At 58.3% G+C, this 23,390-nt stretch carries 16 protein-coding genes, 1 tRNA gene and 5 pseudogenes; 10 read left to right on the top strand and 12 right to left on the bottom strand.

The annotated features are described in order from the left end of the window. Positions 1–37: 37 nt before the first annotated feature. Positions 38–113 (bottom strand) — tRNA-Thr (locus PACILC2_RS05700). A 328-nt stretch (positions 114–441) separates the two neighbouring features. On the opposite strand from PACILC2_RS05700, the pseudogene PACILC2_RS05695 reads away from it, so the two are divergent. The 3 genes and pseudogenes from PACILC2_RS05695 (at position 442) to PACILC2_RS05685 (ending at position 4,245) form a co-directional block, all read left to right on the top strand. Continuing rightward, positions 442–1,874 (top strand): annotated as a pseudogene (locus tag PACILC2_RS05695) (MBOAT family O-acyltransferase). Positions 1,875–2,305: 431 nt separating this feature from the next. Then, positions 2,306–3,382, top strand: a complete 1,077-nt coding sequence (locus tag PACILC2_RS05690; protein WP_213528038.1) for a copper amine oxidase N-terminal domain-containing protein — start codon at positions 2,306–2,308, stop codon at positions 3,380–3,382. A gap of 242 nt (positions 3,383–3,624) precedes the next feature. Next, positions 3,625–4,245: a TraX family protein gene (locus tag PACILC2_RS05685; protein ID WP_213528036.1), complete on the top strand. Its 621-nt coding sequence runs from the start codon at positions 3,625–3,627 to the stop codon at positions 4,243–4,245. On the opposite strand, the gene PACILC2_RS05680 is transcribed toward PACILC2_RS05685, so the two are convergent. From PACILC2_RS05680 to PACILC2_RS05655, 6 genes are all read right to left on the bottom strand, one after another. After that, positions 4,237–5,223: a LacI family DNA-binding transcriptional regulator gene (locus PACILC2_RS05680; protein WP_062496206.1), complete on the bottom strand. Its 987-nt coding sequence runs from the start codon at positions 5,221–5,223 to the stop codon at positions 4,237–4,239. The two genes, PACILC2_RS05685 and PACILC2_RS05680, sit on opposite strands and share 9 nt — an antisense overlap. A 19-nt stretch (positions 5,224–5,242) precedes the next feature. After that, complete coding sequence (locus PACILC2_RS05675; RefSeq protein WP_062496208.1) at positions 5,243–5,533, bottom strand: DUF6171 family protein; 291 nt, start codon at positions 5,531–5,533, stop codon at positions 5,243–5,245. Between the two features lie 12 nt (positions 5,534–5,545). Further along, positions 5,546–7,039, bottom strand: coding sequence for an alpha-N-arabinofuranosidase (locus PACILC2_RS05670; protein WP_213528034.1), 1,494 nt, complete (start codon positions 7,037–7,039; stop codon positions 5,546–5,548). Positions 7,040–7,272: 233 nt separating this feature from the next. Next, entirely contained in the window at positions 7,273–8,010 is a 738-nt protein-coding gene (locus PACILC2_RS05665; protein WP_213528032.1) for a serine/threonine protein kinase, read from the bottom strand. A 563-nt stretch (positions 8,011–8,573) separates the two neighbouring features. Next, the gene (locus PACILC2_RS05660; protein WP_062496216.1) at positions 8,574–9,281 is read right to left on the bottom strand and encodes a response regulator transcription factor; all 708 of its coding nucleotides are present in this window, start codon (positions 9,279–9,281) and stop codon (positions 8,574–8,576) included. A 150-nt stretch (positions 9,282–9,431) separates the two neighbouring features. Beyond that, on the bottom strand, positions 9,432–9,812 hold the full coding sequence (locus PACILC2_RS05655) for an Hpt domain-containing protein (protein WP_213528030.1): 381 nt from the start codon (positions 9,810–9,812) through the stop codon (positions 9,432–9,434). A 96-nt stretch (positions 9,813–9,908) separates the two neighbouring features. On the opposite strand from PACILC2_RS05655, the gene PACILC2_RS05650 reads away from it, so the two are divergent. Next, positions 9,909–10,778 (top strand): SDR family oxidoreductase, encoded by an 870-nt coding sequence (locus PACILC2_RS05650; RefSeq protein WP_213528028.1) that lies wholly within the window; start codon positions 9,909–9,911, stop codon positions 10,776–10,778. Positions 10,779–10,812: 34 nt separating this feature from the next. Here the strand turns inward: PACILC2_RS05650 and PACILC2_RS05645 are convergent, their stop codons facing one another. Both PACILC2_RS05645 and PACILC2_RS05640 read right to left on the bottom strand, forming a co-directional pair. Continuing rightward, positions 10,813–12,585 (bottom strand): ABC transporter ATP-binding protein, encoded by a 1,773-nt coding sequence (locus tag PACILC2_RS05645; RefSeq protein ID WP_062497297.1) that lies wholly within the window; start codon positions 12,583–12,585, stop codon positions 10,813–10,815. A 58-nt stretch (positions 12,586–12,643) separates the two neighbouring features. Further along, positions 12,644–14,392: pseudogene (locus PACILC2_RS05640) on the bottom strand (ABC transporter ATP-binding protein). Positions 14,393–14,730: 338 nt separating this feature from the next. Between PACILC2_RS05640 and PACILC2_RS27875 the strand changes: the two are divergent. Both PACILC2_RS27875 and PACILC2_RS27870 read left to right on the top strand, forming a co-directional pair. After that, a pseudogene (locus PACILC2_RS27875) lies at positions 14,731–15,599 on the top strand (peptidyl-prolyl cis-trans isomerase); the annotation flags it as partial. Then, the gene (locus PACILC2_RS27870) at positions 15,600–15,818 is read left to right on the top strand and encodes a peptidylprolyl isomerase (RefSeq protein WP_372447054.1); all 219 of its coding nucleotides are present in this window, start codon (positions 15,600–15,602) and stop codon (positions 15,816–15,818) included. 91 nt (positions 15,819–15,909) lie between these two features. Here PACILC2_RS27870 and PACILC2_RS05625 read toward each other — a convergent pair. Beyond that, positions 15,910–16,934: pseudogene (locus tag PACILC2_RS05625) on the bottom strand (ABC transporter substrate-binding protein). Positions 16,935–17,215: 281 nt separating this feature from the next. On the opposite strand from PACILC2_RS05625, the gene PACILC2_RS05620 reads away from it, so the two are divergent. From PACILC2_RS05620 to PACILC2_RS05610, 3 genes and pseudogenes are all read left to right on the top strand, one after another. Beyond that, positions 17,216–18,196 carry a FecCD family ABC transporter permease gene (locus PACILC2_RS05620; RefSeq protein WP_213528022.1) on the top strand — a complete coding sequence of 327 codons (981 nt, stop codon included), beginning with the start codon at positions 17,216–17,218 and terminating at the stop codon, positions 18,194–18,196. After that, a pseudogene (locus PACILC2_RS05615) lies at positions 18,196–19,232 on the top strand (FecCD family ABC transporter permease). Before PACILC2_RS05620 ends, PACILC2_RS05615 begins: the two are co-directional and overlap by 1 nt. A 19-nt stretch (positions 19,233–19,251) precedes the next feature. Then, positions 19,252–20,067 carry an ABC transporter ATP-binding protein gene (locus PACILC2_RS05610; protein ID WP_062496230.1) on the top strand — a complete coding sequence of 272 codons (816 nt, stop codon included), beginning with the start codon at positions 19,252–19,254 and terminating at the stop codon, positions 20,065–20,067. Between the two features lie 146 nt (positions 20,068–20,213). Here the strand turns inward: PACILC2_RS05610 and PACILC2_RS05605 are convergent, their stop codons facing one another. Further along, complete coding sequence (locus PACILC2_RS05605; protein WP_213528020.1) at positions 20,214–20,411, bottom strand: hypothetical protein; 198 nt, start codon at positions 20,409–20,411, stop codon at positions 20,214–20,216. Between the two features lie 218 nt (positions 20,412–20,629). Here PACILC2_RS05605 and PACILC2_RS05600 point away from each other — a divergent pair, with 218 nt between their 5' ends. Next, a complete protein-coding gene (locus PACILC2_RS05600) occupies positions 20,630–22,474 on the top strand; it encodes an LTA synthase family protein (RefSeq protein WP_062496232.1) in 1,845 nt (614 codons plus the stop codon). 64 nt (positions 22,475–22,538) lie between these two features. Here PACILC2_RS05600 and PACILC2_RS05595 read toward each other — a convergent pair whose 3' ends face one another. Beyond that, positions 22,539–23,360: a GTP pyrophosphokinase gene (locus PACILC2_RS05595; protein WP_082655464.1), complete on the bottom strand. Its 822-nt coding sequence runs from the start codon at positions 23,358–23,360 to the stop codon at positions 22,539–22,541. Positions 23,361–23,390 lie beyond the last annotated feature (30 nt).

Here is a 23,390-nt window from a genome sequence, read left to right as displayed (position 1 = left end):
CCGATATCCGGACAACCGCTTGGTCATAACGAAGTTATGGTGCTGATGAGAGGACTCGAACCTCCGACCTACGCATTACGAGTGCGTTGCTCTACCAGCTGAGCTACATCAGCAAACACAGCGAACACTTTTATAGAATACGATTTTTCATTCTGGATGTCAATAGGTTTTAAAAAAATTTTCTTGTCCGATTCCGGGCGATCCGTGAACCGACAATTGAATATTTTGTGACAAACCATTCGGGCGTTTTACAATAATACCGGGAAAAGGGAACTATTTTAAGCAGGAAATCGTCCAATAGATGTCGAAAGATAGCGGGATGTCGGCAGAAAACCTATTTGCCGTTTAAGGTGAATGATGTTTCGCGGAATTCCAAAGTGCAGAGTGCCGCTTTCCATGCGCTCAGGTTGGACTATTACCCCGGGGAGTGTTTGAAGCTAAATGCTGTTTAATTCGTTTGACTTTATCTTTTTGTTTTTGCCAATCACCGTAATCGTGTACTTCGTGCTGAACCGGTTCCGCTTCGTCTTTGCGGCCCAGCTGTGGCTTGCTCTGGCGTCCGTATTTTTCTACGGATACTGGAATCCGAAATACGTTCCGCTTATTATGGCCTCTATCGCCTTCAACTACACGATGGGGCGTCTTCTGATGCGCAATGCGCCGGACCCGGCCGCCGAAGGCGAAAAGCCGCAATTAACCCCGGCGCAGATCAAAAAGCGCAAAGCGCTGCTGACGTTTGCCATCATCGGCAATCTGCTGCTGCTCGGCTATTATAAATACGCGGACTTTTTCCTGTCGAATCTGTCCGCCCTGACCGGCTGGCAGCTCCCGCTGCTCAAGCTGGTGCTTCCGCTCGGGATCAGCTTCTTTACCTTTACGCAGATCGCCTTTCTCGTCGACGCGTATAAAGGCAAAGCCCGGGAATACAACATCGTCAACTATGTGCTGTTCGTTACGTTCTTCCCGCATCTGATCGCCGGTCCGATTCTTCACCACAGCGAGATGATGCCGCAATTCGAGCGCAAGCGCAACAAAATATGGAACTGGCGCAACGCTTCGCTCGGCATTTACGTATTCTGCATCGGTCTGGTCAAAAAGTCGTGATCGCCGACACATTCGCCGAATTCGCCAACGACGGGTTCGCGCAGGCGACCCATTTTGTCGAATCGTGGGTTGCTTCGCTGTCGTATACGTTCCAGCTGTACTTCGATTTCAGCGGGTATACCGACATGGCGATCGGCGCGGCGCTGCTGTTCAACATCAGGCTGCCGCAAAACTTCAACTCGCCTTACAAGGCGCTCAGCATCCAGGATTTCTGGCGGCGCTGGCATATGACGCTCAGCCGCTTTCTTCGCGATTATATCTACATTCCGCTCGGCGGCAACCGCAAAGGCGAAGCCCGCATGCTGTTCAACAATGCGATGGTTTTCCTGATCGGCGGGATATGGCACGGCGCCGGATGGATGTTCATTATTTGGGGCTTGATGCACGGCATCGGCATCGTCATCAACCGGCTGTGGCAAAAATACGGCTTCAAGCTTCCGAAATGGCTGGCCTGGTTTATTACCTTCCAGTTCGTCAATCTGGCATGGGTGTTTTTCCGGGCGGAAGATTGGGAACAGGCGTCCCGCATTTTGAAAGGAATGTTCGGCATGGGGCCGGACGGTCTGGCGCTGACATCGGCCAGGGAGCTGCTGCCGGCCATCGTGCTGATTATGATTTTCCTGCCGTTCGTCCTGTTTGTGAAGAACTCTTCCGAGCGGGCGGAATCGTTCCGGCCGACCTGGCAAAAAGCTGTCGCGGCGGCGTTCTTCTTCATTCTTTCGCTTATGTTTCTCAACCGCATCAGCGAATTTCTGTACTTTAACTTCTAGGACAGGAGGCGAAACGCTTTGCAATCTTATTCCGCATCCCAATCGATACCGGCACGCAAGCGGCAATCGGCCGGCGTACGGCTGACAGCCAAAGCCGGAAGGCGCATGGCGCTTCTGTTTCTCGCCTTCTCGCTCATATTCGCAGGTGCGGCCGTGCTGATCTCCTTTATCGTCGATCCGCTTCAGCACTACCATAAATCGTGGTTTCCGCCGGTATACAGCTCGCAGCAGCGGTATCAAAACCCGGGGCTGGCGAAACACTACGATTACGACATGATTATTATCGGTACATCGATGACCGAGAATTTCATCCCGAGCATCGTCGGCGAAGCGTTCGGCAGCAAAGTGCTCAAGCTTTCCATGAGCGGTTCCACCGCCGGGGAGCATTATCAGATCGCCAAGGTGGCGCTCGAGACGGGCAAGGTCAAAAAGTGCTGTGGGGCCTCGATTATATGTCGCTCAAGGAAGGCGTGCGCGACGATCAAGGGGAGTTCCCGTTCTATCTGTACGACGATAATTTCTGGAACGACTACAAGTACTGGTTCAACTACAGCGTATACGAGCAGCTGGCCAAAGGGCTCTGGAAACGGGCGCAGGGACGCGCTCCGCAAGAGCTGGAATATTTGTATAACTGGAACTGGTTTTCGAATTTCAGCAAGGAAGCGGTTTTCAAGCATTACGAGCGGGCGAGCCAGGAGGAAGCCTTCTTCACCTTGAACGAAGAGCCTCTCGACGTCGTGCAAAACAGCTTCAAAACCAACATCCTGTCGCTTGTCCAGCAATATCCGGACGTCGAGTTCTACTTCTACTATCCGCCGTATACGATATTGCGGCAAGTCGTCTGGCGGGACACCAACGAAGTCCGGTACGCCAACCAGCTGGAGATGAAGCGCTGGATGTTCGACCAGTTCAAGCCATATCCGAACGCCAAAGTTTACGAGTACCAGACCTTCAAAGATTGGACGTACAATCTCGATCTGTTCAAGGACATGTCCCACCACAATCAGGACGTGAATACCTGGATCGCCGAGACGGTTGCCCAGGACGACCCGCGCTTCCGGGTGACCGAGGACAATGTCGACACGTTCATTCAGGATCTGGAGCGGCAAGTGAAAACGGTGACGGTTACGCCGGAGGGAGAGCTGCGCAATATCGAAATCGCGTTCGGCAGCACGCCCGACGAGCTCCTCTGGTTTTCGCGCAAAGCGATCCGCGGCGACGAGCTGCTCGTGCCGTCGAAGGAGCTGGCCGAGGCGCTGCAGCTGCAGCTCCAGTGGGATCAAGCCACCAAAACGTTGACGTTGGCGAAGGACGGCCGTACGGCGGTCATGGTCGTCGACAGCCAGGAAGCGACCGTTAATAACGAACCGAAGACGCTGCCGGAGAAGGTCATTCTGGTGGACGGCAAGACGCTTGTGCCGCTGCGTTTCCTGGCCGAAACGTTCGGATGGACGGTCGAGCTGAGCTATCCGGACGATCTGACGTCGCGATATATTCTGAACGAATAACTTATCAACGGATTCGGCGTTAAGGCGCCGGCCGCCCTTCTTGCTCCCGCCGCGGCGCTATGCCGGCAGCCGGAGGAAGATGGCGCTGCCGGCGCCTTTTTTGCTTTCGGGCTGCGCCAGACTGTCCGGATTCCGCTTCCCTTCCCGCGTTATGATATACTGAAACGCAAATGGAAACAGGCTTCGCCATCAATGGCCAAGCCTGCCGAACCTATTGTGAGATTGAACCGGGAGGGCGATCCATGCAGTTCCTCGCCATGCTGACCATGCTCGTCGACCATGTCGGACTGATCTTTTACCCCGATCAGCCCCTCTTCCGCATCATCGGCCGACTGGCGCTGCCGTTCTACGCCTACGCGATCGTTCTTGGCTACAGCCGTACGCGAAACGCCGGACGTTATGCCCTTCGCCTGGCGGTCATCGCCGCCCTGTCCCAATTTCCCTATATGTTGGCGCTTAACGACGGAGGCATCAATACGGTCGGGACGCTGCTCGTTTGTTTGGGCGTACTCATCGCGTTCGACCGCTTCGGACTTCCCGCGGCGTCCGCCATCGCGGCCGTCTCGGCCGCGCTTCTGGAGCTGTTGCCGTTCAGCTACGGCTTCTACGCGCTCGGTCTCGTGCTGCTGTACCGGTACGCCCTTCATTACGCCATCGGGTGGCACTTCGCCCTGAATATCGTCTACGCCTTCTACAAGCTGTGGCTGCTCCAGATGTTCAGCCTGCTCGCTACGTTTCTGATCGTCTACGCGCCGGATTGGCTGAAGCGGCTCGACAGGCTGGCCGTGCCGCGCCTGGTCTGGCGCAGCTTCTACCCCGCCCATCTGCTCGTGCTGGGGGCGGTCCGGCTTGTTTTACATTGAATCGCCGGCGACATACCGATAGGGCAGCGTAAGCTGCCTGGGAGCTTGCCCCGTTTCGATCTGTTCGACGAGCAGCTCGACGGCCGAGCGGCCGATTTCTTCCATATCGTAATGAACCGTCGTCAGCCGCGGGGAAACATATTTCAGCATGTCGATATTGTCGAATCCCGTAATGCCGGCATCCTCCGGAACACGAACGCCTCTTGCGCGAAAATGATTGAGCGCTTCCAGCGCATATGCGTCGCACGAGCAAAAAACGGCGGTCCGCGCAGCGCCGCCGAATTCCAGCTTCGCCAGCTCGGAAACGAAATCTTGCGAGGTCACTACGATCGGCTCCTCCGCTCCCCGTCGCGACAGCGCCTCACGGAAACCGTCGAACCGTTCCGCCTGCGTATGGATGTTGTGGCTCTCGCGGTATGTCAGCGGCGGACAAATATAGACGAACCGCCGATAACCGGCCGTCCATGCGCGGTCGGCGGCTTCGGCCATTGCGGACCGGTCGTCGATGCCGACATAGGAGCGCCGTTCGGACAGACGGTTGCACACCGCGACGAGCGGAAGTCCGAGCCGATCGAGGAACGCTTCGAATCTTTCGCCTTTATTGACCGGGAAGAGTACGATGCCGTCCGCCTTGCGGCTTTTCAAATGAGCGAGACATTGCTTCTCCGGCTCGCTCTCCTTTCCGGTCAGCATCAGCTGCACCAAGTAGCCCTTCTCCCGTGCAGTACGTTCCGCGGCGTTAACCAGCTGGGCGAAGGACCGATTGTTCAGATCGCCGATTACGATCCCGATCGTGCGGGACCGTCCGCTCGCCAAGCTGCGGGCCACCGTATCCGGCTCGTAATTCGCCTGCCTCGCCACCTCGAGGATGCGCCGTTTCGTCTCTTCCTTGATGCCGGGACGGCCGTTGAGCGCCCGGTCGACCGTGCCGATCGAGACGCCGCACCGTCTGGCGATTTCTTTGATGGTAATGCCCATTGCGCTGTTTGCTCCTTTGTTATAGCCATCGTGCGCCTCCGGGATGAGGGCATGTCTTGCCGGGCAGCAGGATGCGGATCGCCACATAGCAGCCGCAGTGGCGGCAAGTGCCGTCAGGCAGCCTGTCGCCGCAAGCGAGGCAGGCCGCCATCCGCCGTCCGGCGGCCTCTTCTCCGACCCAGTCCATGCCGGCTTTGATCCTCTCGGCCATGCGCAAAATCCGCTCGCCATCCGCCGCATCCGCCGGCGGACAGCGCTTGCATGGCCGGTCGCCGCTCGCTCCGAAGGCGCCCGCCTTTTCTTCTATCATGCCCGTCAACGTTCAGCTCGTCAAGACGAGCGAGGCCACCGACATCGGCGGCAGCTCGACGCGCAGGACGCCGTTCCGCACCGTACCGATGCCGTCGAACGGTTTCGGCGCGACCGCGTCGGGCCGTTCGAACGTATTGTGCGCCTGCATCGCATCGGCCGTCAGCAGCCGGCCGACCGCTTCGGTCCTAGCGCCTTCGGGGAGACCGCGCAGCGCCAGCTCCACTTCGGCCGCAGAGTCCGGACGGGTATTGCACAGGCTGATATCGATCGTGCCGTCCGTCCGTTTCGACGCGGAGGCGCTGATCTGCGGGATAGCGGCATCGCCGTACCGGTATTCCTCGCTGTCCAGGCGCAGCGGCAGAAGTTCGGCATCCTGGTGGTGCTTGAACATCTCGAACACATGGTACGTCGGCGTTTTCACCAATTGCGCGCCTTCGGTCAGCAGCATCGCCTGCAGCACGTTGACCGTCTGGGCAATATTGGCCATGCGCACCCTTCCGCAATGACGGTGGAAAATATGGAAATTCAATCCGGCCACCAACGCATCCCGCATCGTATTCTGCTGATAGAGGAAGCCCGGATTGGTTCCCGGCTCGACGTCGTACCACGTTCCCCATTCATCGACAATGAGACCGACGCGGCGGGACGGATCGTACTGGTCCATAATCGCCGAATGACGGGTCAACAGTTCGTCCATGAACAGCGTTTTGCGCATGACCTCGAACCAGCCGTCCTCTTCGAACACCGTCGCCGACCCTTTGGCGCTCCATGTCCCCGGCACGGTATAATAATGCAGACTCAATCCGTCCATCAGCCCGCCCGCTTCGCGCATGAGCACCTCGGTCCAGCGGTAATCGGCGGAATTCGGCCCGCAAGCGATCCGGTATATCCGGTTGCCGTCGTAATTGCGGACATAGGTCTGATAACGCCGGTACAGATCGGCATAATATTCCGGGCGCATATGGCCGCCGCAGCCCCAATTCTCGTTGCCGACGCCGAAATATTTGAGCTTCCACGGCTCCTCCCGGCCGTTCCGCCGCCGCCAGTCGGCCATCGGCGATTGGCCGCCGAACGTCATATATTCGATCCACTCGGACATCTCCTGCACGGTGCCGCTGCCGACGTTGCCGCATATGTATGGCTCGCAATCCAGCAGCTCGCACAGCAGCATGAACTCATGCGTGCCGAAATGATTGTTTTCGACGACGCCGCCCCAATGCGTATTGACCATCCGCTTACGCGACTCCTTCGGCCCGACGCCGTCCTTCCAATGATATTCGTCCGCAAAGCAGCCGCCCGGCCAGCGCAGCACCGGTATCCGCAAAGCCCGCAGCGCCTCCACCGCATCGTTGCGGATACCTTTCGTATTCGGAATCGGCGACTCCTCTCCCACCCACAGCCCTTCGTAGATGCAGCGTCCCAGATGCTCGGCGAAATGCCCGTAAATATGACGGCTAATAATTCCTTCCCGCTGATCCGCCTGAATGACGATTCGATTAGCCATTTCCCGATCTCCTCCCATGCCCGTTATCGGAATCCGTGTACGTACACGTTTTTTTCGTGTACGTACACGAAAGCGCTGTCTCAACAGTATCATGCCCGCCTTTATTTGGCAAGAAAAAAAACGGCGCTTATCTTGCCAGCAGCCGTTTCAATTCTTTCTCGCAATCGGTTGCGGTCATATCCTCTTCATCCTGAAGCAGCCGGCGCACAAATTCCCGGACGGGGGCGACAGCTTCAGCTCCCGCTCCCAGCCCGCATCTCCGGCCTTTCCGGTTCATACCCGGTATACAGCAGAAACAGCATCAGATGTCCGGCACCATAAAGATCGCCGGAAGGGTAAGGCTTGCGCAGCCGATGTTCGACGGCATCCCAACCCGCCGGCGACGCTTCTTGCTCTCCTTCTTCCATAGCGGCCTCGTCCCGCCAGTCGAAATGAAGCTGCTCGCCGATCCGGCAGGCCAGACCGAAGTCGACCAAGTAACAATGTCCGTCGCGCTGGATGACATTCGTCAGACGCACGTCCCGGTGCACATAGCCGATACCGTGCAAATACCGCAGCGGCCGCATGAGCGAAAGCAGCACCTGCAGCGCCTCCCGTTCCGTGAACGTGCGTCCCTTGTCCACTTGCTGCGCCAGGCTGTCGCCCTCGATCCACTCCGTCACGCGCGCTTCCCGGCCGCCGCGCTGGATATAGTCCTGCCAGCCGGGAATTTGGGGATGCCGAAGCTCCTTCAGTATGACGCTTTCCCGGCGCAGCAGCAGACGTCCCTTCTCCCCCGCGCTCGGCCGGTTGAACTTCAGCAGCACGCGCTTGCCGCGCTGAATATCGCAAGCGGCATAAGTCTGGCCGAAGCCCCCCGTTCCGAGCAATTTGCCGATGCGGTACCGTTTATTCCACAGCATGCCTTCCGGCAGCGGATAGTCGAGCCAATCCGTCCTTGCGCCTTTCCACCAATTTCGAAGCTTACGCACGGTAATCCCTCCACGGCTAGCGGTTCTTATGATGATTGCAGCGGCGCCGGGGGCAGAGGGCAAAAGCATCCGGGCGATGAACCAAAACGAATAGCTCATTTAAACGTATAATTCCTTAGGAGAAGCAGGAGCAATGAACATCAAACAGACACAACCATTCAAGCTGAGCATGCGCCTTTTTCGCGGCGGCCGCCCGTGACGGATGCCCGCGATTCCCGCGAATACAGTTAAACAATCGTTAATAAACCAAACATCATACTGACTGTACGTTTATCGTTTGCTAAACTTCACCTTTTATAATGGTGTTATAGATTTGGAGGTGTCAAAACGTTTTATGATGAATGTCGTCTCTTTCAAAAACCGGTCCGTTCCGGTCTATTATTCGTCCGATCAGGCTGCCATGTTCGAATTGCTGCCGCACAAGCTGAAAGAACTGGAACTGAATTTCGATTTCCGGAAAAGTGGAAACGAATCGCATCGGTCGAACTGGTGCGCGACGTTGCCGTGTTCCGATATAACGACGGCACGAAGCTGTATCTTGAAGTCGGATAATGTCCGGTCTGTCACGAGTCGGCCGCCGGCCCGTCCTCCGTATATTTGTATCCGACCCCTCTGACGGTGCGAATCCGGCGGGGCTCTTTCGGATTCGGTTCGATTTTGCGCCTCAGATTGACGATATGTACATCGACGGCCCGTTCCGTCACGAACGAATCGAAGCCGCGAACGGCGTTGATCAGCTCTTCCCGGCTGAACGCTTTGCCCGGATGGGCGATAAACTGCTTCATGATTTCAAACTCGGAGAACGTCGTCTCCACCGGCCGGCCGTCCACGAACAGGAGCCGCCGCTCCTCATCGAGCAGCACTTGCCCGCCTTCGGAGGACGCGGCCGTCTCCGCGCGAACGGCAGGACAGCGGGATCGGCGAATAATCGCCTCGATCCTGGCTGTCAGCTCATGCATGCTGAACGGCTTGCACATGAAATCGTCCGCCCCCGCCTTCAGCGCTTGCACCCGCTCGAACACATCCGTTTTCATCGACACGACCATTATCGGAACCGGCGAACGGCTGCGCAGCTCCCGGCACACCTCGATGCCGTTGCCGTCCGGCAGCACCAGATCGAGCAGCACGATATCGGGCTCGAACGACTCCGCCAGCTTGAGCCCTTCCCGAGCGGAGGCTGCCCGCTTCACCTCGTACCCCTCCTCCGACAAATACATCAACAGCATATCCCCGATCATGACGTCGTCTTCGATAACCAGTACTTTATCCATGCAACGGACACCTCGCCAGGAAAATCAGAATGGCAGGAGAATTCGGAATGAATCGGAATGAATCGGATGATGTTCTGTCGAAAATGGCCGGTATTTGGTTTTAACTATATTAAAAAACGCTCCTCCGTACAATAGATTGTTAGCAAATTGTTAGCGCTGCGTCAGACGCTCCGCCGTCCGCCCGATCTCCTCCAGCGACGCCATCAACGCCGTCTTCAATTGTGCGAGCAAACGGGCGGCGTCATCATGCCGCGCATTACCGGCGAGACTGCGCTCGAGTTCCCCCGCCAGTCCGGACAGCCGGCCGGCGCCGATATGGGCGGCAGCGCCTTTGAGCTTATGAGCAAGCCGCGCGGCCTGCGCGCCGTCCCCTTCCCGCAGCAGCTCCTCCAGATGCGCGTCGACATCGGCGTACTCCTTGCGAAAGACGGCCAACATATGAATGTACAGCTGCGTCTTGCCGGACAGATGCTCGAGCGCCTCCCGCATGTCCAACAGCGGCATCTGTTCGGCATCCCTACGATCGTTCATACGCGTCTCCTCCCGGAAATCCGGTTTGCAAAATGCATAATTATGCCAGGGAAGCTTCAAAATAGGCACATACGAAAGCAAGGAGGATGGCAAGCGATGCCGCAAAATTCAGGACAGAAGCAGATCAACCCGCCCCAGCATCAGAACCGCCAGCCGGGGCTGGAAACGGAGATGAATCCGAGGCCGGTATTCGAAGCCTCGCCCTACCGGGCGTCCGGCAAACTGGCCGGCAAAGTCGCCATCGTGACAGGAGGGGACAGCGGCATCGGGCGTGCCGTATCCGTGGCATTCGCCAAGGAAGGAGCGGACGTTGCCGTCGTCTATCTGAACGAGCACGTCGATGCCGAAGAAACGAAGCGGCAAATCGAGGAAGAAGGGCGCAGATGCCTGCTCATTCCCGGCGATATCGGGTACGAAGCGTTCTGCCGGAACGCCGTTCAGCAGACGGTATCCGGCCTCGGCCGGCTGGACGTGCTCGTCAATAACGCGGCGGAGCAGCATCCGCAGGCCAAATTCGAGGATGTGACGGCCGAGCAGGTGGAACGTACATTCCGGACGAACGTATTCGCGATGTTCCATCTGACCCGGGCCGCGCTCGGCCATCTCGGCCAAGGCGCCGCGATCATCAATACGGCGTCCGTCACCGCTTACAAGGGCAGTCCGAATCTGATCGACTATTCGGCGACGAAAGGCGCGGTCGTCTCCTTCACCCGGGCGTTGGCCGTCCATCTCGCCGGCAGAGGCATCCGCGTCAACGGCGTAGCGCCCGGCCCGATCTGGACGCCGCTCATTCCGTCCACCTTCCCGGCCGATCAGGTCGCGTCTTTCGGCTCGGATACGCCGCTCGGCCGGCCCGGCCAACCGGCGGAGCTGGCCGCGGCGTACGTCTACCTCGCCTGCGACGACTCGTCTTACATGACCGGGCAGATGATGCACATCAACGGCGGCGAGATTGTGAACGGCTAAGCTCGCGAACGGTTCGTCCGCGCTCGATCCGGAATCAGGACGGCGTGCTGGCCGCCCGGCCTTTGCGCGAATGACGGTACAGCTCGGCGTAATAACCGTTCCGGGCCAGCAGCGAGCTGTGCGTGCCTTCTTCTTCGATTCGTCCGTCCTTCATGACGATAATCCGGTCCGCATGCTGGATCGTCGACAGCCGATGGGCGATGACGAGCGTCGTCCGCCCTTCGGACACGATGCTGAGCGCGTTCTGAATGAGCCGTTCCGTATGGGAGTCCAGATTGGCGGTCGCTTCGTCCAGAATCAAAATTTTCGGCTGGAACACGAGAATGCGCGCGAACGAGATCAACTGGCGTTCGCCCGCCGACAAGCCGCTGCCCCGTTCGGACAGCTTGGCGTCGTATCCGTTGCGAAGCCGCTGGATCATCGTATGCGCTCCCACGAGCTTGCAGGCGCGAATGACCTCTTCCCGGGATATCTCCTGCCGGAACAACCGCACATTGTCGATAATCGAACCCGAATACAGGAACGGCTCCTGCTGCACGAGACCGACGATCCGATGCAGGGTATCGAGCGGCAATTTCCGGATATCTACGCCGTCAATTTCGACGCTTCCTTTCTTCACGTCATAAAACCGGGCAAGCAGGTTGACGAGCGAGCTCTTGCCCGCGCCCGTCGTGCCGACGATGCCGACGAACTCGCCGGGCTGGATGTGCAGGTCGAGACCGTGAAGCACTTCCTGCTCGTCGACATATGAGAAGCGGATGCGGTTGAAATCGACCTTGCCCTTGACGGCGGCAAGCTCTTTCGCCTCGGCCGGCTCCGGGTCGCGAACCTCCGGTTGAACGGAGAATATGCGCCACAGCCGGTCCATCGACACAAGCGTCGATTGCAGCGTATTCCACTGCTGCGTAATCTGGTTGATCGGCTGGAAAAACTGCCGGATGTAATTGATGAATGCGTACAGCACGCCAAATTCCAGCTGATGGTTGAAAACCGCCATGCCGCCGAGCCAGACGATCAGGGCGACCGAAACGTTGCCGAGAATTTCGAAAGACCGGTTAAACATCACGGAAGCCTGCACTTCCCGCAAGTTTTCCTTCAAATATTGCCGGTTGCGGTCTGTGAATTGCCGCCGCTGCTCCCTCTCCTGGTGGAAAGCCTGGATCAGGCTCATGCCCGCCAAATTTTCCGCCACGAACGCGATCAGCCGCGACAGCTGCGCCCGCGCCCGCTGATAGGACGAACGCAGCATCGTCCGGAACGCCAGCGCGATGCCGAAGATGACCGGGAACAGCAGAAGGCTGAACAGCGCAAGCCGCGTATCGAGCGAGAACATGAAGACGACGACCAGCACAATCATCAGGCCGTCGCGGACGACGCTGACCAGCACCTGGGTGAAAAACTGGTTGATCGTCTCGGTATCGCTCGATTCGTTCGTGACGAGACTGCCGATCGGATGCCGGTCGAAAAACGACATCGACTGGCCGGATATATGGCGGAACAAATCTTTGCGCAGCCGGGCGACGATGCTCTGCCCGGCCTTCTGAAGCAGAATCGACTGCAAATACGCGAACAGGAAGCTGATAACGGCAAGCAGCAAATAGATGCCGCCGAGCAGCAGCAACTGTTCGAAGCCCCCTTCGCCGGCCAGCAGCCTGTCGTCGATGGCCACCTTCACCAGATACGGCTGAAGCAGGTCGGCCGATATCGCGAACAGCGAGCAGAACAGAACGGCGACGAAGGTCCGCCGGTGCGGCTTCGCATAGGCCAGCAGCGCGCGAAACGCCTGCTTGCGGTGCTCCTTGCTCATAGGCGCCTGCACGCCCTCTGCCGCCTGCTTGCGGTCCGGCTGCGGACTTCGGGCAGCGTCAGAAACCTTCAACGTACTCGCCCTCCTCCTGTATGGCGTGCAGGGACGCATAATAGCCGCCTTTGCGCAGCAGTTCGTCATGCGTGCCCCGCTCCGCGATCCGTCCTTCCTCCAGCACGATAATTTCATCGGCATGCCGAACGGCGCTGATGCGATGGGCAATGATGATGTTCGTACGCCCTTCCCGCGCTCTTCGCAAATTGGCCAATATGTTCGATTCCGTCACCGCGTCGACGGCGCTGACGCTGTCGTCCAGAATCATGATCGGCGCATTTTTGACAAACCGCGGGCCAGGCTCGTACGCTGGCGCTGTCCGCCGGACAACGTCAGACCGCGCTCTCCGAGCCGGGTCGCGAACCGGTCGGGAAAACCCGCAATGCTGTTGTAAATTTCCGCCAACTTCGATGCTTCCTCCACGTCGGCATCGTCCGCATTGCGGTTATGGAACGCGATGTTGTCGCGGATTGTCGTGCTGAACAGGAAGCCGTCCTGCGGTACATAGGCGATCGCAAGCCGGAGGCTTTCCAGCGACAAATCGCGAACGTCCCGTCCGCCGATAAATATCGTGCCCCGCGGCGGATCGTAAATCCGCAGCAGCAGCTTCATCAGCGTCGTCTTGCCGCTGCCCGTCCGTCCGACGATGCCCAGCGTCTTGCCGGGCGCAAGCCGGATGTGCAGGTCGGAGAGCGCGTCGCGGTCCGAGTCCGGGTAACGGAACGACAGGCCGCGAATGTCCAGCCCGATCGACGAAGCGTCCGGCAGCTTCGCACGGCCTTCCTCCTGAATGTCCTGCCGCTCCTCAAGAAGCTTGTTCAGCCGCTCGAGCGAGGCGCGCGACCGCTGGATCGTATTGATGACGTTGCCGATCTGCTGCAGCGGCGTCACGATCATGCGCAAATAGAGACTGAGCGCCACGAAGCTGCCGAGCGACAACTGCCCGTGCATGGCGAGATACCCCCCGTACACGATGGCCACGGCCAGCGAAAGCGCTCCCGTGAACGGCAGCGCGGCCTGAAACAGCGAAGCCATCCGCACGAGCTTCAGCTGATTGTCGCGGATGCGGTCGACCGTCTCGCCGAACCGCGTCTGCGCCACTTCCTCGGCGGCGAAGGTCTTCGTTACGCGAATGCCGCCGAACTGCTCCTCGGCCGATTCGGTCATCGCCGCCAGCGACTCCTGCACCTGGCGGGAGCGGTTGCGGATGCGCGGGCCGAAATAGACGACGAGAAACGGAATGACAAGTAGCGGCAGCACGCACGCCCCGATCAGGCCGAGCGGGATGTCGCTCAGCGTCATCATGACGACGACGGATACGAGCAGAACCGAGGCGTTCGTCATCTGGTTGACGCCGTTGGCGATCGATTCGCGCACGGCCGTCACATCGTTCATGACGTAGCTGAGCAGCTTGCCGATTCCGTTTCGGGAAAAATTGCTCGCTCAGCCTCGTAAAATGGCCGAACAACTTCTCTCTGACCGTGTACTCGAACAGTCTGCCGAGCCGGTGATTGACGATTTGCCCCAGACCGAACAGGACGCCGTAACCGACGCCGATCGCGAGCAGCAGCAAACTGTAGCGCCGGATCGCTGCCGCCGATAGGCCGTTCGTCTCCAACGCATCGGTAAAATCTTTAAGCACGCTCGGAAACAATGCGTGGATGACGTTGGCCGCAGCCATCATGGACACCGCCAGGAGATACGCCGGCAAATGCGAGCGCAGATGCGTCCGCAGCAGTCTGCTTCCTCTCAATTTGCTCTCACATCCCTTATTCGTTTGTCAACAGCCGCCGCACAAACAGCGGAAGCAGCCGTCACAGCGAGCGGCTGTGAAAACTGCTTCCATTATCCGTGAACCTTTACATTTTTATTATATCACAGCTTTTGGGTGACGAAGCACCGTCTTCCAAAATTTCTCCTCGCTCCCCGCTTCCCGGCGTTTCCCGGCCATTTTTCATCGCGATCCGGCTGCGAATCCGTTTTTTTATCTGGAATTAATGTTTTTGCTGGCCGATTCTGGTATAGTTGCTTTCAGACAAGCGTAACACCGAGACTATCCATTCCGATTACAGAAAGGGAGTTCCATTATCTATGACAGAGAAAGACAAGCGGCCCGAAGAGCTCGAAACGACTGAAAACGAACGCAGGGATCGTTGGACGGACGACGAACTGCCGGGTGAAACGGAAGATCGGGCGGACGGCGACGACTTCGAGCAGGATGACGATGACCGGGCCGAAGACCGGGGCCAGGCGGCCGGAGTGAAAAACGGAAAGCAGGGCGGCGGCATGGCGTGGAAGGTGGCGACCATCGCGCTCGCCGCGGCGCTCATCGTGCTGGTTGCGGTTAATCCCCCGTTCGGCAGCGACGGAAGCAAAGCGGTAGCGACCGTCAACGGCGACAAAATCAGCAAGGACGAGCTGTACGACAAACTGGTGGAGAGCAACGGCCGGCAAACGCTTGACAACCTGATTACGGAAAAACTGATCGATCAGGAGATGGCCCGCCAAGGTCTTACCGTAACCGAAGCCGATCTGGACAAGGAAATCGAACAGATCAAAGCGAACTTCCCTTCCGAGCAGGACTACGAGCTGGCGCTCGCCCAAAGCGGCATGACCGAGGACGATTTGCGGGAGCAGATGCCGCTGCAGGTCAAGATCCGGAAGCTGCTTGAGCCCCGGACCGATGTGACCGACCAGGAAGTCAGCGAATATTATAATGAAAATAAAGATCAATTCGCGACGCCCGAGCAGGTAAGAGCTTCTCACATCCTGGTCGAGACCGAGGAGGAAGCCGAGGCGATCAAGAAGGAATTGGACGGCGGAGCCGATTTCGCCGCGCTGGCCAAGGAGAAGTCGATCGACCCCGGGTCGAAGGACAATGGCGGCGATCTCGATTTTTCCCGCGCGGCAGGATGCACCAGGAGTTCGAGGATGCGGCGTTCGCGCTGCAGCCCGGAGAAGTGAGCGGCATCGTCAAATCGCCCAGCGGCTATCATATCATTAAAGTGACGGATCGCAAGGCTGCGACCAATCCGACGCTGGCGGAGAAGAAGGAAGAAATTCGCGCGCTGCTTGTCGAACAGGAAATTCAATCGCTCGCCCCGAGCTGGCTCCAGGAGCTTCGCGCCAACGCGAAAATTACGAACACGCTGGAAACCGAAGCGGCCCCGGCTCAATAAGGCGATAAAAAAAGATCGGCCCTCCGTGCATACGGTCGGTGCCGATCTTTTTCTGTCTTATAGCCGAGTACCGAACCGGCCTAATCTGCCGTTACTTCGGAAGCTCGTAGATCTCGTACAGCTCGTCGAGCATCAGGTTGGCCGCCAGGATGCCGCCCGCCGTATTCCAGATCGCGTCGCTTACTTTGTAGGCGCGTCCGTTTTTAACGGCGGAAAGATTTTGCCACAGCGGATCGCTCGTCCATTCCTCTTCGGTTTTGTTCGCTTTGCCGTCGCCGACGTCGTACGTAAAGTAGAAGAGCCGGTCGGCATCGACTTCCGGAATCCGTTCCTTCGTAATTTCGTCGACGAACGTCTCCTTGCTGTTCAGCGTCATCTCATTGCGGGCCAAGCCGATTTTGCCGAAGATAACGCCGGAGAACGTATCGGTATGGTATACGCGCGTCTTGCCGTCCATGAACCGGACGACGGATACCGTCTCTTTCACCTTGTCGCCGGCCTTCGTCCTGAAGTCCTCGATCCGCTTGTCGAACTCGGCGATCAGCTTGTCGCCTTCCGCCTTTTTGTTCAGCGCTTCGGCATACAGCTTGAAGTTGTTTTGCCATTCGCCGCGAAGATCCTCCGCCATTACCGTGGGAGCGATCCCTTTGAGCTGCTCGTAAATTTTTCATGCCGCATCTTGTTGGCGATAATGAGATCCGGCTGCAGGCCCGCAATCAGCTCGATATTCGGCTGACTTTCTTCGCCCAGCTCGGTTACGCCTTCCATCTGGTCCTTGATATGATCGTACCACGGATTGCCCGTCCACGACTTGACGGCGCCGACCGGTTTGACGCCAAGCGCGAGCAGCGCTTCCGTTCCCTCGTTCGTCAGCACAACGACCCGTTGCGGATTGCTGCTTACTTCGGCCGATCCCATCGCATGCTCTACGACGCGGGTCGCATCTCCACCGTTTCCGGTTTGCCCGCCGGCGCTTCCGCTCTCTCCCCCAGCGTTGCCGTTCTCTCCTCCGGCGCTGCCGCTTTCGCTCGCCGCTGGTTGCCGGCTGCTTCCGGCATCGCCCTTCTCTCCCCCGCATCCGGCCAGAATCGCCATAAGTACGAGCACTGCCGCCATCCACCATACCGCACCGCGGCGGACTGCCGTTTTGTCTTTTTGAATGCCATCCTATATTCCTCCTGTCGTTTCAAAACCGTTTCGACCGAAAACGATTATCATTTCCAAGTCAAAACTATAAGGCAGCCTTCATTCGCTGTCAACAAAATTTTGAGAACGATTCTCAAAATCATTGACAGCCCTGTTGCCCATCCACTAGAATGATACTGCATTCAATTGATCAACAATCCGGGAACTGCGCGTGTGGCAGGCTTCCCGAAACGTACGGAAAGTGGGCGCTTATGAAGGCAATCGGCCTCCTCGCATCAGCAATCGCACTGACGGCAGCCGTCTTGTGCAGCATCATATTCGGCGTGACGGACATTCCGTTGCGGACCGTCGTCGATTCGTTCATCCATTATGACGGAAGCAACGAACATCTTATCATACAGACAGCCCGTGTGCCGCGCGCGCTGATCGCAGCATCGGTCGGCGCTTGTCTCGCGGTTGCCGGGGCGATCATGCAGGTCGTCACGCGCAATCCGATCGCTTCCCCCAGTACGCTGGGGGTGAATTCCGGAGCGGCATTCTTCATTATCCTCTCTTCCGGGTGGCTCGGCATATCCGGTCTGCAAGCGTTCACCTGGGTGGCGCTGATCGGCGCCGCCGTCAGCGGCTCCATCGTATTCGCGCTCGGCAGCCTCGGCAGAGACGGCATGTCGCCGATCAAGATTACGCTTGCCGGGGCCGCGATGGCCGCCTTCTTCCATTCTCTGACCCAGGGCATTATGCTGGCCGACGGCAAAATGTTCGATCAGGTGCTTGTCTGGCTTGTCGGATCGGTCGCCGGCCGGAACATGGAACAGCTTATGGCCGTCTGGCCGTACATGGGCGCCGGTATGGTGGCGGCGCTATTTCTGACCCGCCATTTGAACGTTCTGGCGATGGGCGACGAGCTTGCCCAAGGGCTCGGCCAGCGGACGGCGCTTGTCAAAACGTCGGCCGTCGCGGCGGTTATTTTGCTGGCCGGCAGCTCGGTCGCCGTGGCCGGGCCGGTCGCTTTTGTCGGCATTATCGTACCGCACATCGTCCGTTTTCTGGTTGGCAGCGATTACCGCTGGATTGTCCCCTATTGCGCCTTGCTTGGCGGTACGCTGCTCACGGCCGCCGATCTCGGGTCGCGGTACATCGCCATGCCGAAGGAAGTGCCGGTCGGCGTCATGACGGCCGTCGTCGGCGTTCCGTTCTTCGTATATATTGCCAGGAAAGGAAGGCGCGTCTAATGAGCAAATATCGTCCGCTTCGCTTCTCGCGCATCTCGTTTCTGGCGGAATACCGGGCGTTATGGACGATCGCTGCGCTGTTCCTGTTTTGCGCCGTACTGTTCGTCGTCAGCATCGGAGTCGGCAGCCAGTACGTTCCGCCGCTTGTCGTCATCAAGGCGCTGTTCGGCCAGGCCGAGCCGATGAATCAGACGATCATCGAGCAGATCCGGCTGCCGCGCGTGATCATCGGGACGCTCATCGGCGCCGCGCTGGCCATGGCGGGAGCGGTGCTGCAGGGCATCGTGCGCAATCCGCTCACGTCCCCGGACGTCATCGGCATAACGGAAGGCGCTTCGCTCGGCGCGGTCCTATTCATCTTCATCTTCGCCGGCACCGTTCCGATCCAGTGGATGCCGATTGCGGCCATAACCGGCGCCTTCGTCATTACGACGCTGCTGTACGTGCTGGCCTGGAAGAGGGGCGTATCGCCGCTTCGGCTCGTCCTGATCGGCATCGGCGTATCGGCCGCCGTCAAATCGGTGTCTTACATGTTCATCATATCCGGCCCTATGCAGCTGGCCAACCGCTCGCTCACCTTTATGACCGGCAGCATCTACGGCACATCGTGGACCGACGTCGCGACGCTGCTGCCATGGCTCGCCGTCCTGCTGCCGCTTACCTGGCTGCAGTCGCGCAATGTCAACATTCAGGCACTGGGCGACGAAGTTGCCGCAAGCGCCGGTGCGCATGTGCAGAAGCAGCGCCTGCTGCTGCTCGTCCTCGCAGTAGCCCTGGCAGGGTCGGCTGTCGCAATCGGCGGGGCGATTGCCTTCATCGGGCTGATGGCGCCTCATATCGCCCGCAAGCTGGTCGGCCCGTCCTTCGGCAGCTTGCTTCCGGCGAGCGCACTGATCGGCTCGATTCTGCTGCTTGCGGCGGACTTGACGGCGCGCACCGCCTTCCTGCCGCGTGATGTGCCCGCCGGGGTGTTCACGGCGGCGATCGGCGCCCCGTTTTCCTCTACTTGCTGTATCGGAACAGGAATCGAACATAAACGGAAAGGGTGTTTCGGGATGGGTGCTTTGGAAGCAAAAGGACTTGGACTGTCGTACGGCGGCGATTATATTTTCGAAAATTTGAACCTGACGGTTCCGAGAGAACAAATAACGGTCCTGATCGGCAGCAACGGATGCGGCAAGTCGACGCTCCTTCGCTCCATGGCCCGGCTGCTCCGGCCGCAGCGCGGTTCCGTCGTGCTCGACGGAGGCGATATCGCCCGCATGTCCACAAAGGAAGTCGCCAAGAAGCTGGCCATCCTGCCGCAAGGCCCGACGGCTCCGGAAGGACTGACCGTGCTGCAGCTGGTGAAGCAAGGCCGCTATCCATACCAAAGCTGGATCAGGCAATGGTCCCGCGAGGACGAAGCGGCAGTCGAGGCGGCGCTCGAAGCGACCGGCATGCGCGAGCTGGCGGAACGTCCCGTCGACGCCTTGTCCGGCGGCCAGCGGCAGCGCGCCTGGATCGCCATGACGCTTGCGCAGGAGACGCCGGTCATTCTGCTGGACGAACCGACCACCTATCTCGATATGACGCATCAGATCGAAGTGCTGGATTTGCTGTACGACTTGAATATCAACCGGCGCCGCACCGTTGTCATGGTGCTGCATGACATCAATCTCGCCTGCCGCTATGCGGACCATATCGTCGCCATCCGCGACGGCCGCATTCTGGCCCAGGGGCGTCCGGAATCTGTCGTCGACGCCAAATTAATGGAAGAGGCGTTCCAGCTGAAATGCGAAGTCATTCCCGACCCGCTGTACGGGACGCCGCTGTGCATTCCCCACGGCAAGACGCGCCGCCAAACGGTTGCCGCCGCTTCGCTGGTCTGAAGCGGCGGGCGGTTCGCCCGGACGGGAAACGCCGCCTGTCCGTTTCCTAGACGGCACCGCCTGACCAGCACTACCTGACGGGCACACCCTGTCCGGCACCGACCGGCCAGCACCATCCTGACCGGCATCGCATCATCGGCATCGCATCATCGGCATCGCCTGATCGACACCACTAGACCCGGCATCATTTTATTGGCATCGCATGGCCGGCACAACCTGTCCAGCATCGCATGATCGGCAAGGCATGGCACAACCTGTCCGACATCGCCTGGCCGCAAGCCTTGACCGTGTCCTCGCCCGTTTCCTCCGGCCGTTGCGCCTGCACCGCCTCCGGCGGCATCCATCCGCGTGCCTCCCCTTCCCACCTTGTCGCGAAGCTGCAAGCAACTTGCTTTACCGTGCATATCCGGAATAGCGGAAGACGGCCATGGAATCGGGTCCGGCTTTCGATTCCGGCTTCCGGTTCCCGCAGCGTTGGCCGTCACAGGTTGTAATTCTTCCGTTATATCGCTAAACTAAATAATTAGTTTCCATTTCTTGTTTTAAGGAGAATCTTTCGGATATGTTTCGCAAAAGCTTTTGGTTGCAGCCATTCGTTCTTTTTTCTGTGCTGATGATTCTCAAAATGTATATGGCGTGGTGGGTCATATTTGGCGATGGCTGGAGCTGGAAGCCGCTGCTGACCGGACTTCCGTCCGTTTGGGCGGCTTTTGCGCTGATCGAGCTGTTCGCTTCGCGCCGCAAACTAGCCGTATATTTGATCGTGAACACGCTGCTGACCACCGTTTATTTCGCTGTCATTATGTACTATAAATATTTCGGTATTATTGTCACCTGGCACGCGCTGCGTCAGGTCGGACAAGTGGCGGAAGTGAAAGGGAGCGTCTTTCAGCTGCTTCATCCCTATTTCCTGCTCATCTATACCGATATTGTCCTCATCGCGCTGCTGCTTGCGTTCAGGCGCAAAACGCGGTCATGGGCATCGCTAGCCGCCGTACGCGTCCGTCCCGCGCTTGCCGGCGGACTGCTCGCCGTTACGCTGTTCGTCTGTGCGCTGCTCGTCTGGCAGAACCGGAATATCGTAAACGAGCTGAAGCAGGCCGAGCGTATGGGCATTCTGAACTACGAGGTATACAAGATGATTCCGGACGAAGCCAGGACCGGCAACGTGCCGCCCGAATCGGTTACGCCGCAGGCGATTCGCCATCTGAAGGGAATCGGCGCCGCTGAGGAGCCTGTCGGCTGGGAAGCGGCCAAGGGACGCCACATTATCGTCGTGCAGCTGGAAGCGTTCCAAAACTTCCTGATCCATCTCAAGGTTGACGGCCAGGAAATTACGCCGGTGCTTAATGAACTGGCCGCGGAAGGCCTGTATTTCCCGCGCTTCTATCAGCAGGCCGGAGCCGGCAATACGTCGGACGCCGAATATATGACGAATACGTCGCTGCATGTTCCGCCGCACGGCGCAGCTTCTCAGGTTTACGGCAGCAAGGTGCTGCCCTCGCTTCCGAAGCTGCTTGCCGCCAGGCTCGGCTATCAATCGGCGACGTTCCATACCAACGACGTGCAATTCTGGAGCCGCGACGAGCTGTATGCGGCGCTCGGATTCGACAAGTACTACGACCGGGACTTTTTCGAAGACGAAGATGTCGTCCATTTCGGCGCTTCCGACGAAGTGCTGTACCGTAAAACCGCCGCCGAGCTGGCCGAGCTAGCGAAGGAAGGCCGCCCGATCTACGCCAACGTCATATCGATGAGCGCTCATCACCCTTTCAACCTGCCGGAACGAAAAAACCGGATCGATCTGCCGGAACGGTTCGATGATACGTTTGTCGGCGATTATCTCCGGTCGCAAAATTATGCCGATTATGCGCTGGGACTGTTCATCGAGGAATTGAAAAAGAACGGACTGTGGGACGATTGCCTGCTCGTCATATACGGCGATCATATGGGCGTGCCGATCTATTCACTGACCGACGTCGATCTGCTGCTGATGGAGGAAATGATCCGGCGCCCCTACGACTATACCCAGATGCTCAATATCCCGCTGCTGCTCATCGCGCCGGGAGCGCTGGAGCCGCAAGTGTTGCCGCAGATCGGAGGACAGATGGATATTATGCCGACCGTCGCCAATCTGGTCGGTTTGCCGCTGCAGGATACGGTTCATTTCGGCCAGGATTTGTTGAACGAGACGCACAATCTGCTGCCTGAGCGCTACTACTTGCCTTCGGGCTCGTTCATTAACGACACCGGCATTTTTATTCCCGGCGCGTCGTTTGAAGACGGCCAGACGATTCCGCTGCCGGGCGCCCGAAAAGGATTCGCCGCCAAAGATGAATTCGAGCGGGCGCTCAAGCTGCTGCGAATGTCGGACAGTTACGTCAAAAGCCTCCCGGAACGGGAGTGATGCGAATACGCCGATCAGCGAAAGGAAGGGCCCCCGTTTGCAGGGCAGCCCTTCCTTTTCGTCTTCATGAGCCGTTATCGCCGGATGTCAGCAGTTCGAACGGGATGTCCGGCCGGCCGCCGGTCCTGTCCGAGTCCGGACGGTACTGCTGGACCTCCTCGTTCAGCGACAGCATCTGCTCGTCCAGCGAAGCGATCGTATCGGCCGCTTCCTTCAGCTGCCGCCGAATCGAGGCCGGCACATTCGCATTGTATTTGTAATAAATTTTATGTTCGAGACTGGCCCAAAAATCCATCGCCATCGTCCGGATCTGAATTTCAACTTTAACGCTTTCCATCCGGTCGGTCAGGAAAACGGGAATTTCGACGATCATATGAAGACTCTGATAGCCGTTCGGCTTCGGCTGCCGCACATAATCTTTGACCTGTACGATCGTGACGTCGCTCTGCGCGCAAATCATCTCATAAATGCGGTAAATATCGGTGGAGAACGAGCAAATGACGCGAACGCCGGCAATATCGTGAATATGCGCCCTGGCGTTGCCCAGGTTCACTTCGAAGCCTTTGCGGCGCAGCTTGTCGACGATGCTCTCCGGCGTCTTCAACCGCGTCTTGATATGTTCGATCGGATTATAATCATGGACGAACTGAAATTCCTCATTCAGAATCATCAGCTTCGTACTCATTTCATCCAGCGCAAATTTGTAGGTGAGCAGCAGATGCTTCCATTGCTGCGCGTTTTGTCGGTAATGCTGTAAAATAGCCGTTCCCTCCCTGTCGATCTCGTGTCCGGAGCAAGCTCGTCCCTGTTCCAGTATATAACCGCAACATGAATAGAAGCTGAATAGACGGTGAAAATTTAATATTGCGACGAAAAAAAAGCGCATGCCGGGCACGCCCGGAATGCGCGAGCAATC

This window comes from Paenibacillus cisolokensis (assembly GCF_018403665.1).
GTDB lineage: Bacteria > Bacillota > Bacilli > Paenibacillales > Paenibacillaceae > Paenibacillus_AH > Paenibacillus_AH cisolokensis.
Note: the sequence above shows the minus strand (reverse complement) of the source record. Positions and strands in the feature narration are given on the sequence as shown.

Bases quoted from the DNA above. Each gene is read 5' to 3' on its own strand.
- PACILC2_RS05610 (WP_062496230.1), top strand. From the start codon at position 19,252: ATGGGTGCTTTGGAAGCAAAAGGACTTGGACTGTCGTACGGCGGCGAT.
- PACILC2_RS05605 (WP_213528020.1), bottom strand. From the start codon at position 20,411: ATGGATGCCGCCGGAGGCGGTGCAGGCGCAACGGCCGGAGGAAACGGG.
- PACILC2_RS05660 (WP_062496216.1), bottom strand. From the start codon at position 9,281: ATGGATAAAGTACTGGTTATCGAAGACGACGTCATGATCGGGGATATG.
- PACILC2_RS05600 (WP_062496232.1), top strand. From the start codon at position 20,630: ATGTTTCGCAAAAGCTTTTGGTTGCAGCCATTCGTTCTTTTTTCTGTG.
- PACILC2_RS05645 (WP_062497297.1), bottom strand. From the start codon at position 12,585: ATGAGCAAGGAGCACCGCAAGCAGGCGTTTCGCGCGCTGCTGGCCTAT.
- PACILC2_RS05650 (WP_213528028.1), top strand. From the start codon at position 9,909: ATGCCGCAAAATTCAGGACAGAAGCAGATCAACCCGCCCCAGCATCAG.
- PACILC2_RS05595 (WP_082655464.1), bottom strand. From the start codon at position 23,360: ATGCGCTTTTTTTTCGTCGCAATATTAAATTTTCACCGTCTATTCAGC.
- PACILC2_RS05685 (WP_213528036.1), top strand. From the start codon at position 3,625: ATGCAGTTCCTCGCCATGCTGACCATGCTCGTCGACCATGTCGGACTG.
- PACILC2_RS05670 (WP_213528034.1), bottom strand. From the start codon at position 7,039: ATGGCTAATCGAATCGTCATTCAGGCGGATCAGCGGGAAGGAATTATT.
- PACILC2_RS05675 (WP_062496208.1), bottom strand. From the start codon at position 5,533: ATGATAGAAGAAAAGGCGGGCGCCTTCGGAGCGAGCGGCGACCGGCCA.
- PACILC2_RS05655 (WP_213528030.1), bottom strand. From the start codon at position 9,812: ATGAACGATCGTAGGGATGCCGAACAGATGCCGCTGTTGGACATGCGG.
- PACILC2_RS05620 (WP_213528022.1), top strand. From the start codon at position 17,216: ATGAAGGCAATCGGCCTCCTCGCATCAGCAATCGCACTGACGGCAGCC.
- PACILC2_RS05680 (WP_062496206.1), bottom strand. From the start codon at position 5,223: ATGGGCATTACCATCAAAGAAATCGCCAGACGGTGCGGCGTCTCGATC.